The 16,113-nt window shown below is 59.3% G+C and carries 14 protein-coding genes and 1 pseudogene; 10 read left to right on the top strand and 5 right to left on the bottom strand.

From position 1 onward, the window contains the following. Positions 1–24: 24 nt before the first annotated feature. On the top strand, positions 25–2,283 hold the full coding sequence (locus Q5923_RS06080) for a glycogen/starch/alpha-glucan phosphorylase (RefSeq protein WP_303132830.1): 2,259 nt from the start codon (positions 25–27) through the stop codon (positions 2,281–2,283). 78 nt (positions 2,284–2,361) lie between these two features. On the opposite strand, the gene Q5923_RS06075 is transcribed toward Q5923_RS06080, so the two are convergent. After that, positions 2,362–3,087: a GntR family transcriptional regulator gene (locus Q5923_RS06075; RefSeq protein ID WP_303132828.1), complete on the bottom strand. Its 726-nt coding sequence runs from the start codon at positions 3,085–3,087 to the stop codon at positions 2,362–2,364. A 352-nt stretch (positions 3,088–3,439) separates the two neighbouring features. Between Q5923_RS06075 and Q5923_RS06070 the strand changes: the two genes are divergently transcribed. Both Q5923_RS06070 and Q5923_RS06065 read left to right on the top strand, forming a co-directional pair. Continuing rightward, complete coding sequence (locus Q5923_RS06070; RefSeq protein ID WP_303132826.1) at positions 3,440–5,065, top strand: alpha-glucoside-specific PTS transporter subunit IIBC; 1,626 nt, start codon at positions 3,440–3,442, stop codon at positions 5,063–5,065. Between the two features lie 124 nt (positions 5,066–5,189). Further along, positions 5,190–6,008 (top strand): HAD hydrolase family protein, encoded by an 819-nt coding sequence (locus tag Q5923_RS06065; protein ID WP_231782221.1) that lies wholly within the window; start codon positions 5,190–5,192, stop codon positions 6,006–6,008. 345 nt (positions 6,009–6,353) lie between these two features. On the opposite strand, the gene argC is transcribed toward Q5923_RS06065, so the two are convergent. Then, positions 6,354–7,277 (bottom strand): N-acetyl-gamma-glutamyl-phosphate reductase, encoded by a 924-nt coding sequence (gene argC, locus Q5923_RS06060; protein ID WP_303132823.1) that lies wholly within the window; start codon positions 7,275–7,277, stop codon positions 6,354–6,356. A gap of 37 nt (positions 7,278–7,314) precedes the next feature. On the opposite strand from argC, the pseudogene Q5923_RS06055 reads away from it, so the two are divergent. The 5 genes and pseudogenes from Q5923_RS06055 to Q5923_RS06035 all read left to right on the top strand — a co-directional run bounded on the left by Q5923_RS06055 (position 7,315) and on the right by Q5923_RS06035 (position 11,912). Continuing rightward, a pseudogene (locus tag Q5923_RS06055) lies at positions 7,315–7,585 on the top strand (type II toxin-antitoxin system YafQ family toxin). A gap of 198 nt (positions 7,586–7,783) precedes the next feature. Then, positions 7,784–8,701: a helix-turn-helix domain-containing protein gene (locus Q5923_RS06050; protein WP_072499958.1), complete on the top strand. Its 918-nt coding sequence runs from the start codon at positions 7,784–7,786 to the stop codon at positions 8,699–8,701. Positions 8,702–8,831: 130 nt separating this feature from the next. Then, complete coding sequence (locus Q5923_RS06045; protein WP_062529469.1) at positions 8,832–10,481, top strand: ATP-binding cassette domain-containing protein; 1,650 nt, start codon at positions 8,832–8,834, stop codon at positions 10,479–10,481. Positions 10,482–11,089: 608 nt separating this feature from the next. After that, positions 11,090–11,683, top strand: coding sequence for an IS3 family transposase (locus tag Q5923_RS06040; protein WP_303132819.1), 594 nt, complete (start codon positions 11,090–11,092; stop codon positions 11,681–11,683). An 82-nt stretch (positions 11,684–11,765) separates the two neighbouring features. Further along, entirely contained in the window at positions 11,766–11,912 is a 147-nt protein-coding gene (locus tag Q5923_RS06035; RefSeq protein ID WP_303132817.1) for a hypothetical protein, read from the top strand. 91 nt (positions 11,913–12,003) lie between these two features. On the opposite strand, the gene Q5923_RS06030 is transcribed toward Q5923_RS06035, so the two are convergent. Genes Q5923_RS06030 through Q5923_RS09565 form a run of 3 tightly spaced genes read right to left on the bottom strand, consistent with a single transcriptional unit; the run spans position 12,004 to position 14,092 of the window. Continuing rightward, complete coding sequence (locus tag Q5923_RS06030) at positions 12,004–12,975, bottom strand: TlpA disulfide reductase family protein (RefSeq protein WP_303132814.1); 972 nt, start codon at positions 12,973–12,975, stop codon at positions 12,004–12,006. 24 nt (positions 12,976–12,999) lie between these two features. Beyond that, a complete protein-coding gene (locus Q5923_RS06025; protein ID WP_009278014.1) occupies positions 13,000–13,923 on the bottom strand; it encodes a 4Fe-4S binding protein in 924 nt (307 codons plus the stop codon). Further along, on the bottom strand, positions 13,916–14,092 hold the full coding sequence (locus Q5923_RS09565) for a CD1871A family CXXC motif-containing protein (protein ID WP_072499955.1): 177 nt from the start codon (positions 14,090–14,092) through the stop codon (positions 13,916–13,918). The genes Q5923_RS06025 and Q5923_RS09565 overlap by 8 nt, the downstream gene beginning before the upstream one ends. A gap of 61 nt (positions 14,093–14,153) precedes the next feature. On the opposite strand from Q5923_RS09565, the gene Q5923_RS06015 reads away from it, so the two are divergent. Together Q5923_RS06015 and Q5923_RS06010 are read left to right on the top strand one after the other, a co-directional pair. Continuing rightward, positions 14,154–14,825 (top strand): response regulator transcription factor, encoded by a 672-nt coding sequence (locus Q5923_RS06015; protein ID WP_303132812.1) that lies wholly within the window; start codon positions 14,154–14,156, stop codon positions 14,823–14,825. Then, entirely contained in the window at positions 14,826–15,956 is a 1,131-nt protein-coding gene (locus tag Q5923_RS06010) for a HAMP domain-containing sensor histidine kinase (RefSeq protein ID WP_303132810.1), read from the top strand. Positions 15,957–16,113 lie beyond the last annotated feature (157 nt).

Here is a 16,113-nt window from a genome sequence, read left to right as displayed (position 1 = left end):
ATAGACTGAAAAGAGGGAAGACACATGTTGAGTCTGAACACCTGCGCCCACGACAGCTACGGCCTTGACCTGGAGGCCCTGAGCGACGAGCAGATCTGCGCCATGCTGCAGGGCATCGTGAGGCAGCGCAGCGCCAAGCTGCCTCTCAATGCCGGCAAGCGGCGCCTCTACTACCTGTCCGCGGAGTTTCTTATCGGCAAGTTGCTGATCAGTGATCTCATCAACCTTGGCCTTTACGATGAGGTCAAGGCCCAGCTCGAGGCGGCTGGGCACGACCTTAACAAGGTCGAGGAGCTTGAGGTGGAGCCGTCATTGGGAAACGGTGGCCTGGGCAGGCTCGCCGCGTGCTTCCTGGACTCCATAGCAACCCTGGGTCTTCCCGGTGACGGCGTGGGCCTTAACTACCACTACGGTCTGTTTCGTCAGGAGTTTCGCGACAAGCAGCAGCGGGCGCTTCCCGATGGGTGGCTCGACAGGCAGGCCGTCCTCAACGACGAGGGCGTGAGCTTCAATGTGGTGTTCGGTGACTTCAACGTGAGGTCGCGACTCTATTCCATCGACGTGACGGGCTACGGCCGTCCAACCAAGAATCGCCTGAGGCTCTTCGACCTCGAGGGCGTGGATGACTCGCTGGTCCCCGCCGACTCGATAGAGTTTGACAAGGACGAGGTCAAGAAGAACCTCACGCTCTTCCTCTACCCCGACGACTCGGACGAAAAGGGACGTCTGCTTCGCGTGTACCAGCAGTATTTCATGGTGAGCAACGCGGCCCAGCTCATCCTGCGCGAGGCGCTGGAACGTGGCAGCGACCTGAGTGACCTGCCCGACTATGTCATGGTGCAGATCAATGACACGCATCCCACGATGGTCATCCCCGAGCTCATTCGCCTGCTTACCGAGGAGCATGGCATGGGCTTCGACGAGGCCGTCGCGATGGTCGAGAAGATGGTCGCCTACACCAACCACACGATCTTGGCCGAGGCCCTCGAGAAGTGGCCCATCAAGTTCCTCAAGACCGTTGCTCCTAAGATAGCTGACATTATCGTGAAGCTCGACCTTATCGCCAAGGAGCGTTACGCTGATCCCGCAGTTGCCATCATCCAGGATGACGTGGTCCACATGGCAAACCTGGCAATCCACTTTGGCTGCAGCGTCAATGGGGTAGCGGCGCTCCACACCAAGATCTTGGAGGACACGGAGCTCGCACCCTTCTATAAGATCTATCCCGAGAAGTTCAGCAACAAGACGAACGGCATTACGTTTCGCCGCTGGATCATGGGCTGCAACCCTGAGCTCACCGGACTTTTGGACGATACCATCGGTACGGACTGGCACAAGAGCGCGGATCTCACGCCGCTTAAGGAGCACTTGGACGATAAGGCCGTGATAGAGGGGTTCGAGAGGGCGAAGGACAGCGCCAAGGGGCGCATGCGGCAGTTCATGCTCGAAAACCAGGGCGCGCGCATTCCCGAGGACGCGATCATCGACGTGCAGGTGAAGCGTATCCACGAATATAAGCGACAGCAGATGCTCGCGCTCTACATCATCTGGAAGTACCTGGACATCAAGAACGGCAATCTGCCCGCACGCCCCATCACGATCGTCTTTGGCGGGAAGGCGGCACCCGCCTACGTTATCGCCCAGGACATCATCCACCTCATCCTCACGCTGTCCGATTGGGTGGCCCAGGACCCCGATGTTTCTCCGTACCTGCAGGTCCTCATGGTCCAGAACTACAACGTCACGGCGGCGGAGCACCTCATCCCCGCAGCTGACATCTCCGAGCAGATCTCGCTGGCGAGCAAGGAGGCGAGCGGTACCTCCAACATGAAGTTCATGCTCAACGGCGCCGTGACCCTCTGCACGCTCGACGGCGCCAACGTCGAGATTGCCGAGCTGGTGGGCAAGAATGACATCTACACCTTTGGTGCGTCGAGCCAGGAGGTGGAGCGCCTCTACGCCGAGGGCGCCTACGACGCGTCCGCGCACTATAGCCGGCCTGGTGTCAAGCTGCTCGTGGACTTCATTACGAACCCCCGGTTCATGGCGACGGGTGACGCCGAGCGTCTGCGCCGCCTACACGATGACATTGTCAACAAGGACTGGTTCATGGCCCTCTTGGACCTTGAGGAGTACATCCAGCTGAAGGAGCGGGTGTATGGGGATTACGAGGATCGTCATGCTTGGATCCAGAAGGCGCTCGTGAACGTGGCCATGGCGGGCACGTTCTCCTCCGATCGCACCATCGCGCAGTACGACGAGGACATCTGGCACCTGTCATAGACCTAGCGTGGCCCGGGGCGGCGTACGTCCCCGCCTCGGGCCAGACCCGCTCTAGGAGTACGCGGCGGAGCGAGGGGCTCAGGCTTGGCGCCTCGAGACCACGCAGTACCTGAACGTGTCGGGATGGCTGCGCACCTGGGTGAACTCGAACATGAGGCCGTCCGAGTTGTATGTCTGGTTCTCGACGACGGCGACGCAGTTGAAGGGACCCAGGTTGAGGTACCGTCGGTCCTCCTTGCTGGCGAGGCCGACTGTTATCTGGCGGCGGCTGGTGAGTATCCTCATGCCCAGCTCCTCCTCTAGATACTTGTACACGGAACTCTCGGCGATCGTGGGGGAGAGGTCGGGGATGATGTCGGCGAGGAGGTAGCTGGTGTCTATCTGGCAGGTGAAACCGTCCAGACTACGGGTGCGGACCATGCGATAGAGCTCGGTTCCCTCGTCGAAGCCCGTGTATCCGGCAAGTCCCTTCCCGCAGACGAGCCGCTCGAACTCCCTCACGATGGTGCCCGGCCTCATGTCGTTGTGCGCCGCATACTCCTCGAAGGAGTAGAGTCCATCGAAGGAACCGATGACGTCGCGGTAGTCAGGGTACCAGATGACTCGGACGCCCTTGCCGTGGATGGGTTGCACGAAGCCCTCGTCGGCTAGGATGGCAAGCGCTCGGCGGACGGTGTTCCTCGAGCAGGAGTACACGCCGATAAGCTCGCTCTCAGAGGGTATAAACGATTGGTAGGGATAGGTTCCGTCCTTGATCTTCTCCCTAATACTTAGATATATGTCTTCGAAGAGCGCTTTGGGCATCGCGTGTTCCTCACTGCGTAGTCGTCGTCTTGGCGCAGGCCTCGAGTGTCTCGGGCGCACCTTGTCTAGATCGATTGTGAGCACATAGTTACCTTGTACCGCAACCGTCCTGATGGAACTCCCCCTCCCGCGCATATGGATGAAAAATCCAGGAAGTGGGATGCCCGCCGAGTTCAAAGCAAACCACCCGGCAAGATTGGGCAGTGACGCGAATCGCTTGGGATAGGTGCCAAAAAAAATGACTTGTTTGAATAACATGTCCAAGAAGCTGCTATACTTGTTCAAACAAGATGACCGAAGAGGTCGGTCACGGGGCAGCATCGAGCTCGCACCCAGAGAAGGGACACGCGCCATGATGCAGAAGATCCAGAAGTTTGGCGGGGCGATGTTCACGCCAGTTCTGCTGTTTGCCTTCGCGGGCATTGTCGTGGGACTGGGAACCCTATTTACCACAGAGGTAATTGTGGGGCCGATAGCGGCCAAGGGTACCATCTGGTACAACGTATGGAGCGTGATCTTGGCCGGAGGTTGGACCGTCTTCAACCAGCTCCCGCTGCTCTTTGCCATCGCCCTGCCCATTGGACTTGCCCGCAAGCAGAGCGGTCGCTGCTGCATGGAGGTCCTCGTCTCGTACCTCACATTCAACTACTTCGTAAATGCTATCCTAACTGCTTGGGGTCCGGCCTTGGGCGTCGACTTCACCGCCGAGGTCGGAAACGCCTCTGGTTTGGCGACGATAGGCGGCATCAAGACGCTGGACATGGGCATGGTTGGAGCCCTGCTCATCTCTGGGGTGGTCATCAGCCTGCACAACAAGTACTTTGACACCGAGCTTCCTGAGTGGCTGGGCGTGTTCTCGGGCTCCACCTTCGTCTACATGGTCGCCTTCTTTGCTATGCTCCCCTGCGCCATCATCTCTGTGCTGCTGTGGCCCAAGGTGCAGGTTGGCATGCATGTGTTTCAGGGTGTCATCATGAGTGCGGGCACCTGGGGGGTCACGATCTTCGTCTTCCTCGAGCGGCTGCTCATCCCCTTCGGCCTCCACCACCTGCTCTATGCCCCGTTCTACTACGACAACGTGGCCGTCAATGGGGGTATCTACGCGGAGTGGGCCAAGGCCTTGCCCCAGCTCGCTGCCTCTACCGCCTCCCTCAAGGAGCTCGCTCCTTGGGGCGCCATCACTGCGACGGGTTGGTCCAAGATCTTCGGTATGCCCGGCGTCGCCGCAGCGTTCTATGTCACGGCGAAGAAGTCCAATCGTAAGAAGCTCCTTGCCCTTTTGATCCCGATCACCATCACTGCTGTCCTGTGCGGCGTGACCGAGCCCATTGAGTTTACCTTCCTCTTCGTCGCGCCCCCGCTGTTTGTTGTCCACGCCCTGCTCGCGTCTTTGCTCTCGACCTGCATGAACCTAATCGGCATCGTGGGCGTGTTCTCGGGCGGACTCATCGAGATGGCGTCGTTCAACTTCATACCGCTTGCTGCCTCGCATGGCCTCACGTACCTGATGGCCATTCCCGTCGGCCTTGCCTTCACGGCCATCTACTTCTTTATCTTCCGTTTCCTTATTCTGAAGTTTGACTTCAAGACTCCTGGTCGTGAGGAAAACGAGGAGATAAAGTTCGGCTCCAAGAAGGAGTTCCGCAAGGCACATGGGATGGCGCAGTCTGTCGGCTCCGAGGACGCCGACGAGGCCGGCTCTTCCGCACCCGACATCGACACGAGCGACGAGAAGATGGTTCTTGCCGCGAACATCCTTGACCTCTTGGGTGGCGTGGACAATATCGTGGACGTCACCAACTGCGTCACACGCCTGCGCGTGAACGTGAAGGACGAGACCAAGGTAGCCGAGGACAAGGACTTCAAGTCCATCGGCACCATGGGCATCTCCAAGAACGGCAAGGCCATGCAGGTGATCATCGGTCTCAGCGTGACGAAGGTCCGCGAGCGCTTCGACAAGCTCGTCGGCAATGACTAGGGATTTGCTTGTCCCGAGGGTGTAAGCTTCCACCGGGGTCCCGTGCGGCTGTCGTGGGTCCCCGGTGGTTGATCGGTTGCAACGTCCGCCTCGCGCTGGTGCGGCTACTGAGATGGGGAGTGTCATGGCACAATCAGGCAAAGCGACGGTCTTCTTCGACATCGACGGAACCCTTGGGTGGACCGATCCCAACAAGCGCGATGCGCTGCCCGAGTGGGAGAGGGGCCTGTCGCCCACGCCCAGTCCGCGCGTCGCCGCAGCCATCCGCAGCCTGGTCGCCCGTGGCAACCACGCGTTTCTGTGCTCCGGGCGCTCGCCTGTGGGTATCCACCCCGACCTGGCCTCATTGCCGTTCAGTGGCATCATTGCGTTGGCGGGCGCCTACGTGACGATGGGCGATAAGGTGTTGCGCGATCGCCCCCTGTCGGCCGACGTCCTCGCCCACATCGACCGGGTCCTGGCTGCAGGTGGCTACGGCGCGCTGATAGAGTCCGCCCATGGTGCCGTCGAGCTGCGCGGAGGAGCCTTGGGCAGGCGCTCCGGCACGCCAGACACGATGGACGAGGCAATCGGACAGCTCCCGGACGGCTGTGCCTACAAGCTGGTCATCCGCAGCTCCGCCGCAGACGAGCTCGTCGCTGACCCCCAGCTGGGTTCCCAGCTGGTCGCCAGTCGCCTCGAGATGCAGAACTCCGAGGTCGGCCTCGCGTGCAATACCAAGAAGGCCGGCATCAAGGCGGTCCTCTCACATCTTGGTGATGACGTAGGAGTGACCTATGGCTTCGGTGACTCGGAGAACGACCTCACGCTCTTCTCTGAGGTGGACGTGAGCGTGGCCATGGGCAACGCCATCCCCGAGGTCAAGCGCCTCGCGGACTACGTCACCGATTCGGTGTCGGAAGACGGGGTAGCCTCGGGCCTCGAGCACCTGCAGCTCGTGTGAGCCTGGCTGGCAGGGGACCGCAGCGGGTCGCTGAGCTTGCTGCGGTTTGCTGCGCCACCTGTCGAGCGGTCGCGCCAATCCGGCCACAAATCCGGCCATCAATCCGGCCATCAATCCGGCCATCAATCCGGCCATCAATCCGGCCAAATGGGTACGCTAGCCCAAGATTTGACCGGATTTCCTGGAGGTGCGCATGGACGCTACTCGGCTCGCTAGCCTACCGCCTAGCTGCCCACCGACCGCTCGACTGAGGGACGTCCCCTGCTGTTCTTCAAGCTTTGGGGGTTGCCCTTCGGGGGCAGGGAGCGCGGAGCCAGATGCGGTGTCGACCATCGGGCCTGCGGGCTACTCCAGGCCGGTTGTCTCGTCGAGGCCGAGCGCGATGTTCATGTTCTGTACGGCTGCGCCCGCAGCCCCCTTGCCCAGGTTGTCGAAGAGTGTCGTCACGCTGATGCGCTCCGCGTTTCCGCAGACGGTGATGCGCAGCCGATTGGTGCCGACGAGCTCGTTCGCGTGGATCGTGGGAGGCGTGAGGTCAAACGGCATGACGCTCACGAAGTACTGGTCCGCGTAGTATCCTCGTAGCTCCTCGCAGACCTCCCTCGCGCTTGGCGCGCCCTTAAGCAGACGACTGTGCAGCATGATGGCGGTGGCCATGCCCTGACGGTAGTCATCGACGACGGGCACGAGCACGGGGGGCTGGGCAAGGCCGCAGGCCCTCTGCACCTCGGGCAGGTGTTTGTGTGCGAGGTCGAGGCCGTAGAGGCCGGGAGCGTCGAGGGCGTCGTCGCGCCCGTCCTCCTCGTAGCGGGCGATCATACGCTTGCCCCCGCCCGAGTAACCCGTGAGGGAGAAGCAGCAGAGGGGATAGTCGGTGGGCAGGATACCCATGCGGACGAGCGGCGCTGCGACAGAGACGAGGCCGGTGGCATGGCAGCCCGGGTTGGCGATGCGCCTGCTCGAGGCGATGGCGCGACGCTGCCCCAGAGAGAGTTCGGGAAAGCCGTAGACCCACCCGTTGGCGGTGCGGTGTGCCGTGGATGCGTCGATGATGCAGACGTCGGGGTTCTCGACGAGCGAGACCGCCTGGCGTGCCCCCTCGTCGGGTAGGCACAAAAAGACGATGTCAGCATCGTTCAGGAATTTGCGGCGCTCCTTAACTTCATGACGCCTCTCATCGCTGATGCGTAGCAGCCTGAGATCCTCGTGCGCCTCGATGCGGCCGTGGATCTGGAGTCCTGTGGTGCCGCTCTGGCCATCGATATACACCTTGGTCCTGCTATGATGGTGGAGGAGCTGCTTGCCGATATATAACATAAGACCAACTACACAATTTCGGGATGATTTTAAGCGCCTGAAAAAGCGTGGCTTTGATATTTCTTTGTTGACCGATTATTAAAAAGCTAGCTGCGGGGAAGCCGTTGCCGGAAACGAACAGGGATCACCAACTTTCCGGGGACTATGTGGGGTATCGTGAGTGCCGCATTACGCCAGATTGGTTGCTAATCTACGAAACGGACAGAGACGAGCTGGTTTTATATCTTACCCGGACGGGATCACATAGCGATTTATTTTAGAGGATCCTCCCGGTTTTTGATGGACATGGGTTCTCGGCGCCAACGCAGTGCAAGAACATAGGATGACAACCCATGGGGCCGGTGATGGCGTCTGCACCGGTGTCTACCGAGAGGGGCGACGGAGACCGGCCTGACAGCATCGCGGCACAGCACCTGCCTGAAGCACACAGGGCATCAGGGCTACGATAGGCGGTAGCAATGGAAGACAACAACTCGCTGGGAAGCACCATTCGTCTGCTCAGAAAGGAGAGGCACCTCACGCAGGAAGAGCTTGCCGAGGGCATATGCTCGCCCGTTACCGTCTCGCGCGTCGAGACCGGAAGGCAGATGCCCACGAAGGCCGTGCTCGATGGCCTGCTCTCTCGTCTTGGGGCCAGCACCTACCAGCTTTGCGACGTCTACTACAAAAACGAGCGCGACAGCGAGTTCGCACGGGCTGCCAAGCGCACCAGGGCCCTGCTGCACCGTGGGAGATCGGACGAGGCGCGCGAGCTGCTTGACTCCATGGACGAGTCGTCTCGCGAGAGGCCAAGCTACCGGCAGCTCTACCTCATGCTGAACGCATCTACGCTCATCACGATAGATGGCAGCGAGCTGGGCCGAGCGCTCGACCTGCTCGACCAAGCCATCAGGCTGACCAAGCCGACACTGAGGCTCGATGACTTCAGGCACACGCTGCTGTCTCCGACGGAAGCCGAGTGCATAGGCCTCATGGTCCCGACACTGTGCTACCTGGGACGGCATGCCGATGCGTCACGTCTTGGCGAGGAGCTCATCGAGTCGATGGACAACCAGGACAATGGCACGCAGGACTGGGCCGACGACAAGATTGGCTGCGAGCTCAACCTTGCGCTGAGCCTCGAGCAGGAGGGGCGCTACGTCGAGTCCCTCCGCTACATCGAGCGCGCCCACAGCGAGGCTCTTGACGAGGGGATTCTCACATACATGCCCGTGATTCTCTACGCGGAGGCGCGCGTCAGGTATCGCGAGGGGCAAAGGGACGAGGCCTTGGGCATCCTTAGGCACATCGCCCCGTACATGGACCTCACAGGGCAGCATGAGCACGCTGCCGCCGTACGGAACTGGGTCCAGGAGAACATGGGCGTGAGGCTCTGACGCGAACGCCCGCACCCCGCCATCGTTGTGACATAGCGTCTCGCGAACGTCCAAATATACATCATTCGATATGGAGTCACGCCGCCATCCCTGCGATGATGCACGTGTCATCGTAAGGAGGCACATCAGTATGCGAGGAATGCGGTACATACGAAAGCACATCGGCACCAGGGGGCTTGCCTGCTTCTGCGTGGTCGATTTTCTCTTCTGCTTGTCATCGATGGGCATAGCGCTCCTGCTCAGCGCCCTGCTTGACGCCGCCACAGCCGCCGTGGCCGTTGGGGACGTCTCTCCGGTGGTGCGCCTAGCCCTCACATCGTGCCTGTACGCACTGGTGCTTGGAGCCCTGAGACTTGCCTCCGACGCCCTGAGGGCGCTCATCGTCAGGGACGCCATGGTCAACATTCGCGAGGGGGCGGCGCGCGGGATGATAGCGGGCGCGTCGTGCGGTCGCGTCTGCGACAGCGCAGAGCAGCTGACCGTCCTCGGCCAGAACATGGACGTGCTCGAGAACGACTGCATCACAGGCTCCCTGGGCATTCTGGAGTCCGTCTTCCAGATCACCATAGGCTGCATCATGCTCGTGCTGATCAACCCGCTCGTCGCGCTGATCTCCCTTGCGGGCATGGCTCTGCCGACGTTGGTCCCACAGCTCTTCGGGAAGCGCCTGTCCTGTCAGCAACAGCAGGTTGTCGAGGATGCTAAAAGCTATAATGGGCGCGTGCGCGACACCGCACAAGGGGGCGAAGTCATACGATCGTTTCATGTGGAGCAACATGTGCTCGACAAGCTGAGTGGGATGATTGGCCGCTACCAGAGGCATAAGGCCGACCTCAACATGACGATGGCGTGCGCTCGAAGCCTCGCAAGCGTCGTTGGCATCGCGATGCAGTTCTGCATCATGGGCATGACGGGCGTGTTCGCGATATGGGGCTACGTGACCATTGGCAGCATCGTTGCCGTCACGCAGCTCTCGGGCAGCGTCATCTCCCCTGCGACGGAGCTGTCAGACAAGATCAGCAAGCTCAAGTCGACCTACCCCATCCTCGACAGGCTCGACAAGCCGAGCGACACGCCGGGTGCCAGGCAAGAGATCGCGGTGTGCGAGCCGAGGCGCTCCATCGAGCTCGACGACGTGAGCTTCTCGTACGGCGATACGGACCCGGCCGAAGGCAGACTCTCCAATGCGCCCACGACCCTGCGCAACTGCTCGAAGCGCTTCGACGCTGGCAAGAAGTATGCCATCGTGGGCAAGAGCGGCTGTGGCAAGTCAACCTTGTTGGAGCTCTTGGGCGGATCCTTACGCCCCAGCTCAGGTCATGTGCTCGTAGATGGCAGGGCAGGCTGTGTCCCCGATGCGGCCTGGGTGCACCAGAACGTCTTTTTATTTGATGACACGCTGCGCGAGAACATAGGGCTTGGAGGGACGTTCACGGACGAACAAATAGGGAGCGCCCTGCGCCTTGCCGGCCTTGACGAGGTGATCGCCGCGCTGCCCGACGGGCTGGACACACCGGTCGGGGAGGGCGGGGGGCGCCTCTCTGGTGGGGAACGCCAGCGCGTGGCCATAGCCCGCGCCCTGCTCTACGGCAAGACGACGCTGCTCGTGGACGAGGCGACCTCGGCCTTAGACAAGGAGACTGCCGCACGGGTTGAGGACACGCTGCTGGCGCTCGACGGGGTGACCCTGATAGCCGTGACGCATCAGCTGGATGCGGAGCATGCCGCGCGCTATGACGAGGTGCTCGAGATGAAAGACGGTCGTCTTGCAGCCATGTAGCTGACCAGCTTTACCCCGGCAGGTGACCTGGATCCAATGGTTGCGGCCATCAATATCGTACACTTTTGCCCCATATCGTGGTGGTATAGCTGCATTCATGCAATTTGTGTACACTGTTTTCAAGCATGACTGACGCCGCGCTGTGAACATCACCATCGATGGGCTGGCTGCCCTGCGGCTGATCCGCGCGGTACGAGCACAACGGATCGAGGACCTTGGTCCCGAGGTGCTCTCCCTGCGCACGGGCCTCTCTGCCCCTGTCTTTGCCGAGGGCAAACGCTGGTCTGCCAAGCGTCTCTCAGCGGCCTTGACGCGCTTTGGGGACCTCTGCCCTTTTCCCACAAAACGACCACTCGACATCGCGGTTCCCGCCAAGGACAAACGCCTGCGCATCTCTGGGATCAAGAGCCGCGTATACGGACACCCACTTCCCAAGAACGCTTTCGTCGATCTTGGCTGCGGCGTCTCTGCGGCAGGGCCCGAGCTTCTGTTTGTCGAGATGGGCGCCTTTATGCAACCCGCAGTCCAGCTTATGCTGGGCCTCGAGCTCTGCGGTCGCTTCTCTCGCGATCCCATGGACCCGCGCGATGGTGAGGTGAGTTTCAACATTGAACCCGCGACCACGCCAGAGGCCATCCTCTCAAGACCTCATCAGGCGCGACTTCACGGCCCCGGTGCCTACCGTCAAGCTCTGCGGGGACATCACCTGCCTGCGCACGGGCGAGGGCTGGCTCTACCTGGCAACCGTGATCGACCTTGCCACCCGTATGGTCGTGAGCTGGTCGATGTCCGAGCGCATGACGGCCGACATCGTCGCTGCCGCCTTGGGAACCGCCAAGGGGCGCGGATATGTGGCCAAAAACGCCGTATTCCACTCCGACAGGGGTTCCCAGTACACCAGCCGAATGCTTTTGGACTGGGCCGAAGAAAACAACGTAAGGCTCTCATGCTCTAGGACCGGCAACTGCCACGACAACGCGGTGGCAGAATCCTTCTTTGCGACGTTGAAGAACGAGATGTATTACAGACGCAGCTTCAAGACCAGGGCCGATGCTAGGCGGGCGGTTTTCAACTACATCGAGGTTTTCCACAACCGCAGAAGACCCCATTCGACGATGGGCTACCAGGTACCCGGCGAGCTCATGGACACCTTCTTCGCGAGGACCGCCCCGGGCTGGGGGAAGCTGCCCATAGCAGCGTGAAATCCCCCACTTTCCCGTGTCCGAAATCTTGGCACAGGTCATTCCGAACATCCTGACAAGAACTGCCGAGGAGAGCGACCAGGTGCTCCTGTTGAGCGGAAAGAACATCCGCATCGAGTGCCTTGACGGTAGCCTGCAATGCGGGCACGACGGGGGCGACGGGCCAGAGCTACCCATTGACCTGGTCATCCTGCCTCAGCGCGTCAGAATCTTTGCTCTGAGGGGATAGTGCGGGAGTATCTAGACAACAGTGCGGCTGCGCGGTGGTGTGCCACGCAGCCGCAGATGCTAAGCTCATTGCGTTATATTGTCGTCGAACCCTACTTTGCGCTGTTTGCAATCGCCTGATCAATCAGCTTGTCCAGTGCCTCTCGCTGCGCAGCAGACGTGATTGCGCCTGCGATTGGCTCTCCCACGATGTTGCCTTTGCTATCAACAACGTAGGTAGTCGGGAAGGAAAAGAGCCCCGAGACAAGCTTGCCTGCATCGCTATCCGTCTTGAACCAGACGTTTTTGTATGTAATACCCTTCTTCGATAGGACATCCTTAGCGTCCGATATCTCACCCTGGTTGCCGTCGAGCGTAAAAGAGTTAACACCTACTACCTGGCCGCCCTTTTCGGCAAGCTTCTTGTGAAGCGCCTCCAGCTCTCCAAGCTCTTCCACGCACGGCTTGCAGCTGGTAAACCAGAAGTTCATCACAGTCACCTTGCTCTTTGAGAAAAGCTCATCGCTGCTTACGTCGTTGCCATCGAGATCTTTGCCCTTAAAGCTGGGGAACTTGGTGGACTTACTTGTATCGCCTGTCATTCCCGCGCTCGACGCATCAACACTATCGCCTGATTCAGGTGCTTTTACGCAGTCGGGGAACTTCTTTTTGAGCGCCGTAAGTTTATCCTCAATCTTTTTGATCTGCTCGGCCCCTGCCTTAAGCACGTTGAACTCGTCAGTCGAGAACTTATCCTTGGCACTTTCCACAGTAGAAAGCAGGAACTCACCGTAATTTGAGCCGTTCCCTATCATCGAGGAATCCTTGTTTGCCTCAGCAAATACCTTTTCCCACAGCTCCTTGTCGCTTGAGAAAATGTCGTTTTCCTTTTGCATGAGCCTGTTGTACAGATCGGTCGCTTCCTCGGCGTTCTTTGGCTCCTCTGCAATAAAGGCCTCGATGTCCGCATCGCTTCCTGCTGGCTTTCCCTTATCAGCTCCGGGCGTCGAGCAGGCTACAAGACACAACACCAGCGCAGACATCACCAGTGCGACTGCAATCTTTGGTAGCTTCATAACACTCATAACTTTCCTCCGTTTTCTTAAAACCTAAATCTTTGCTTTTACGTGCTGCTTCTCCTCGCGTGGTTGAGAAGACTGCTTGTCCGGCAGGCTTAAGCCGTAGCGAAACTTAACGGCACCAACGGGACAGGCGCTTACGCACTTGCCGCAGCGAATACACTCGGCATGGTCGGGCGACCGCGTGACATCAACGTCCATCTTGCACACCCTTGCGCACCTGCCGCACGAGACGCACTTATGCTGGTCAACGCGCATCCCTAGCAGGGATACCTTATTCATGAGCGCGTACCATGCGCCAAGTGGACAGATCCATTTGCAAAAAGGACGATAGAAGAGCACGCTTAGCACAACCACCATCACCAAGATGATGAGCTTCCAAGTAAACAGCCGGCCTAAAGCAGAGCGTATGCCGGCGTTAACGATAGACAGCGGGATTGCGCCCTCAAGCACCCCCTGCGGACAAACGTACTTGCAAAAGAAGGGGTCGCCCATTCCCATATCGTTTACGACCAGCGCGGGAAGCAAAACTACAGCAAGCAGCAGCACGGCGTACTTCACATACCTGAGCGGCTTGAGCTTTTTTGTCGATAGCTTCTTGCCAGGAATCTTATGCAGCAGCTCCTGCAACCAGCCAAACGGACACAAAAACCCACATACGAAGCGTCCCAGCAGCACGCCGATTAAAATCAGCGTTCCCGTCACGTAATAGGAAAAGTTGAACTTTGAGGAACCCACCACCGCCTGAAACGAGCCTATGGGACACGCGCCCGAGGCCGCCGGACACGAATAGCAGTTGAGGCCAGGCACGCAGACCGTTTTGCCCGCACCCTGATAGATGCCGCCCCTGACGAAATTGGGCAGGTGGACATTGGTGAGCAACGTCGCCGCCGCTTGCACCCAAGAGCGAAAACGGCTCAAAAGATGTGAGGCGGAGTTTTTTTTCTTATCCAATTCCGATACACTCCAAGCATAATCTGATAGCCTTAGCCAACACGGCGTCTGCCTCGCCGCGCATAACGCCAAAGCACACCATGGTTATCCCGATGACCAGCAAGGCAAGCTGAGCTATGGGTTTTATTGCTTTGAACAATTTGGTTGCTCCTTTCGTCTTGCGTACCATTGGACCATACTGGCCATAAAATCTTTGTTAAGCGTGAAAAGACCTGCACGAGAAGAGTGTCATGCGTATTTTGGTTGTCGAAGACGAGCGGGTGCTGTGCGACGCGATTGCGCGCAGCCTGCGAAATCTTGCCTATAGCGTTGATTGCAGCTACGACGGGCGCCAGGCCTTAGAAATACTTGCTGTCGAGAGCTTTGACCTTGTCGTGCTCGACCTCAACCTTCCCCATGCCGACGGCATGACCGTGCTCAAAACCCTTAGGAAAGATGACCGAGAGACCAAGGTGCTCATCTTGTCAGCCCGCTGCGAGGTCGCCGACAAGGTGGCGGGCCTGGACGCAGGGGCCAACGACTATCTGACCAAGCCGTTTCATCTGGATGAGCTCGCGGCGCGGATTCGCAGCCTGACGCTCAGGCGCTTTACACAAGACGATGTCGTGCTGACTTGCGGAAGTCTTTGCTTCAACACCAAGTTGCGCATGGCGACCGTCGGCGATGAGGTCTTGTCTCTGACCCGCAAGGAAATGGGAATCCTAGAGTATCTCATGCTCAACCAGGGGCGCCCGATAAGTCAGGAGGAGCTCATCGAGCATGTGTGGGACGGGAGCGTGAACAGCTTTAGCAATTCGGTGAGGGTACACATCTCGTCGCTCAGGAAAAAGCTGCGCTGCGCCTTGGGGCACGACCCCATCCGCAACCGCATTGGAGAGGGCTATGTAATGGAGGAGGTCTAAGTGAAGCGACTCTCGCTGCAATGGCGCATTACGCTGATGACGGCGCTGGTTTTGTGTCTGACCTGCGTGCTCATGAATTGCCTGATCGGCTACTTAGGCATGCGCTCCATGGAGTCGATTGGCATCGGCCTGACAGCCCGCGACGACATCAACGGGGGCGACCCCACGTCGTTTGACCCGGCGAATGAGGAGATAGACCACGAGCTCACGATCGTCGTGAGCGATGCGCAGGGGTCCTTTAGCACGGCCAGCTGGTGCATAACGGCAGTAATGACGCTGTTTGGAGGCATCCTGGCGTATTTTGTAAGCGGATGTGCACTCAGACCGCTGAGGTCCTTTGCGACTCAGGTCGAAAACGTGCGACCCGACAATCTGGCTGACATGAAGATCACCGAGGATGTGCCGTCGGAGCTTGGGCGTTGCAGCGCATCATTCAACGACATGATCGACCGCCTTGACGAGGGTTTTGCCGCGCAGCGGCAGTTCACGGGCAACGCCGCGCACGAGCTGCGGACGCCGCTGGCGCTGATGCAGGCCCAAATCGAGCTGTTTTGCTCCGAGCATCCCGACGCGCAGCCCGACACGGCTAGCCTGCTCGGCTCGTTGCAAGAGCAGACCGAGCGAATGTCTCAGATGACAAGGACACTGCTCGAGATGAGCGAACTTTGCAGCGTCTCCTGCAACGACATCATCGAACTTGCACCGATGGTCGAGGAGGTTCTTACCGACCTTTCCCCCCTTGCCGAGCAAAGGGGCATCGCCCTCACATGTGATGGAGAAGCCCAGGTGCCTGGCAGCGACACCCTGCTGTATCGCATGCTGTTCAACCTGACCGAAAATGCCATACGATACAGCCGCTCCGATTCCACCGTCAGCGTCTCCGTCTGCGCGAAGGACGACCGCGCTCTCGTGCGAGTGGAAGACAGCGGACCTGGGATACCCAGCCAGTACCAAAAGAGCGTCTTTCAGCCCTTCTTCCGTATCGACACGTCGCGTAGCAGGACATATGGCGGAGTTGGCCTCGGCCTTTCTCTGGTCTGGGAAATCGTCGCCCTTCACGGCGGTACGATAGAGGTGGAAAAGAGCTCCGAGAACGGGACCACCATGCTTGTAACACTTCCACGTAGGTAAGTGCTGCTACATGGCAATCGCACCCGATGGTTGCCGAAGCAGGTAGACGCTTGGCATGTGCCAACAGCGTGCAAATTCCGCTTTGTCAAAATAACGGAAGTATTTTAATATTTACTTTCGTAAAAGAATAGGAATTAGCATTAAATCCTCTGGGAGG

Origin of the sequence: uncultured Olsenella sp. (assembly GCF_959602185.1) — a bacterium.
In the GTDB taxonomy this organism is placed as follows: domain Bacteria; phylum Actinomycetota; class Coriobacteriia; order Coriobacteriales; family Atopobiaceae; genus Olsenella_I; species Olsenella_I phocaeensis.
Note: the sequence above shows the minus strand (reverse complement) of the source record. Positions and strands in the feature narration are given on the sequence as shown.

Excerpts from the sequence above, each read along its gene's own strand:
- Q5923_RS06075 (WP_303132828.1), bottom strand. The coding sequence starts at position 3,087 with ATGCCCAAAGCGCTCTTCGAAGACATATATCTAAGTATTAGGGAGAAG.
- Q5923_RS06065 (WP_231782221.1), top strand. The coding sequence starts at position 5,190 with ATGGCACAATCAGGCAAAGCGACGGTCTTCTTCGACATCGACGGAACC.
- Q5923_RS06030 (WP_303132814.1), bottom strand. The coding sequence starts at position 12,975 with ATGAGTGTTATGAAGCTACCAAAGATTGCAGTCGCACTGGTGATGTCT.
- Q5923_RS06080 (WP_303132830.1), top strand. The coding sequence starts at position 25 with ATGTTGAGTCTGAACACCTGCGCCCACGACAGCTACGGCCTTGACCTG.
- Q5923_RS06050 (WP_072499958.1), top strand. The coding sequence starts at position 7,784 with ATGGAAGACAACAACTCGCTGGGAAGCACCATTCGTCTGCTCAGAAAG.
- Q5923_RS09565 (WP_072499955.1), bottom strand. The coding sequence starts at position 14,092 with ATGGTACGCAAGACGAAAGGAGCAACCAAATTGTTCAAAGCAATAAAA.
- Q5923_RS06015 (WP_303132812.1), top strand. The coding sequence starts at position 14,154 with ATGCGTATTTTGGTTGTCGAAGACGAGCGGGTGCTGTGCGACGCGATT.
- Q5923_RS06070 (WP_303132826.1), top strand. The coding sequence starts at position 3,440 with ATGATGCAGAAGATCCAGAAGTTTGGCGGGGCGATGTTCACGCCAGTT.
- Q5923_RS06045 (WP_062529469.1), top strand. The coding sequence starts at position 8,832 with ATGCGAGGAATGCGGTACATACGAAAGCACATCGGCACCAGGGGGCTT.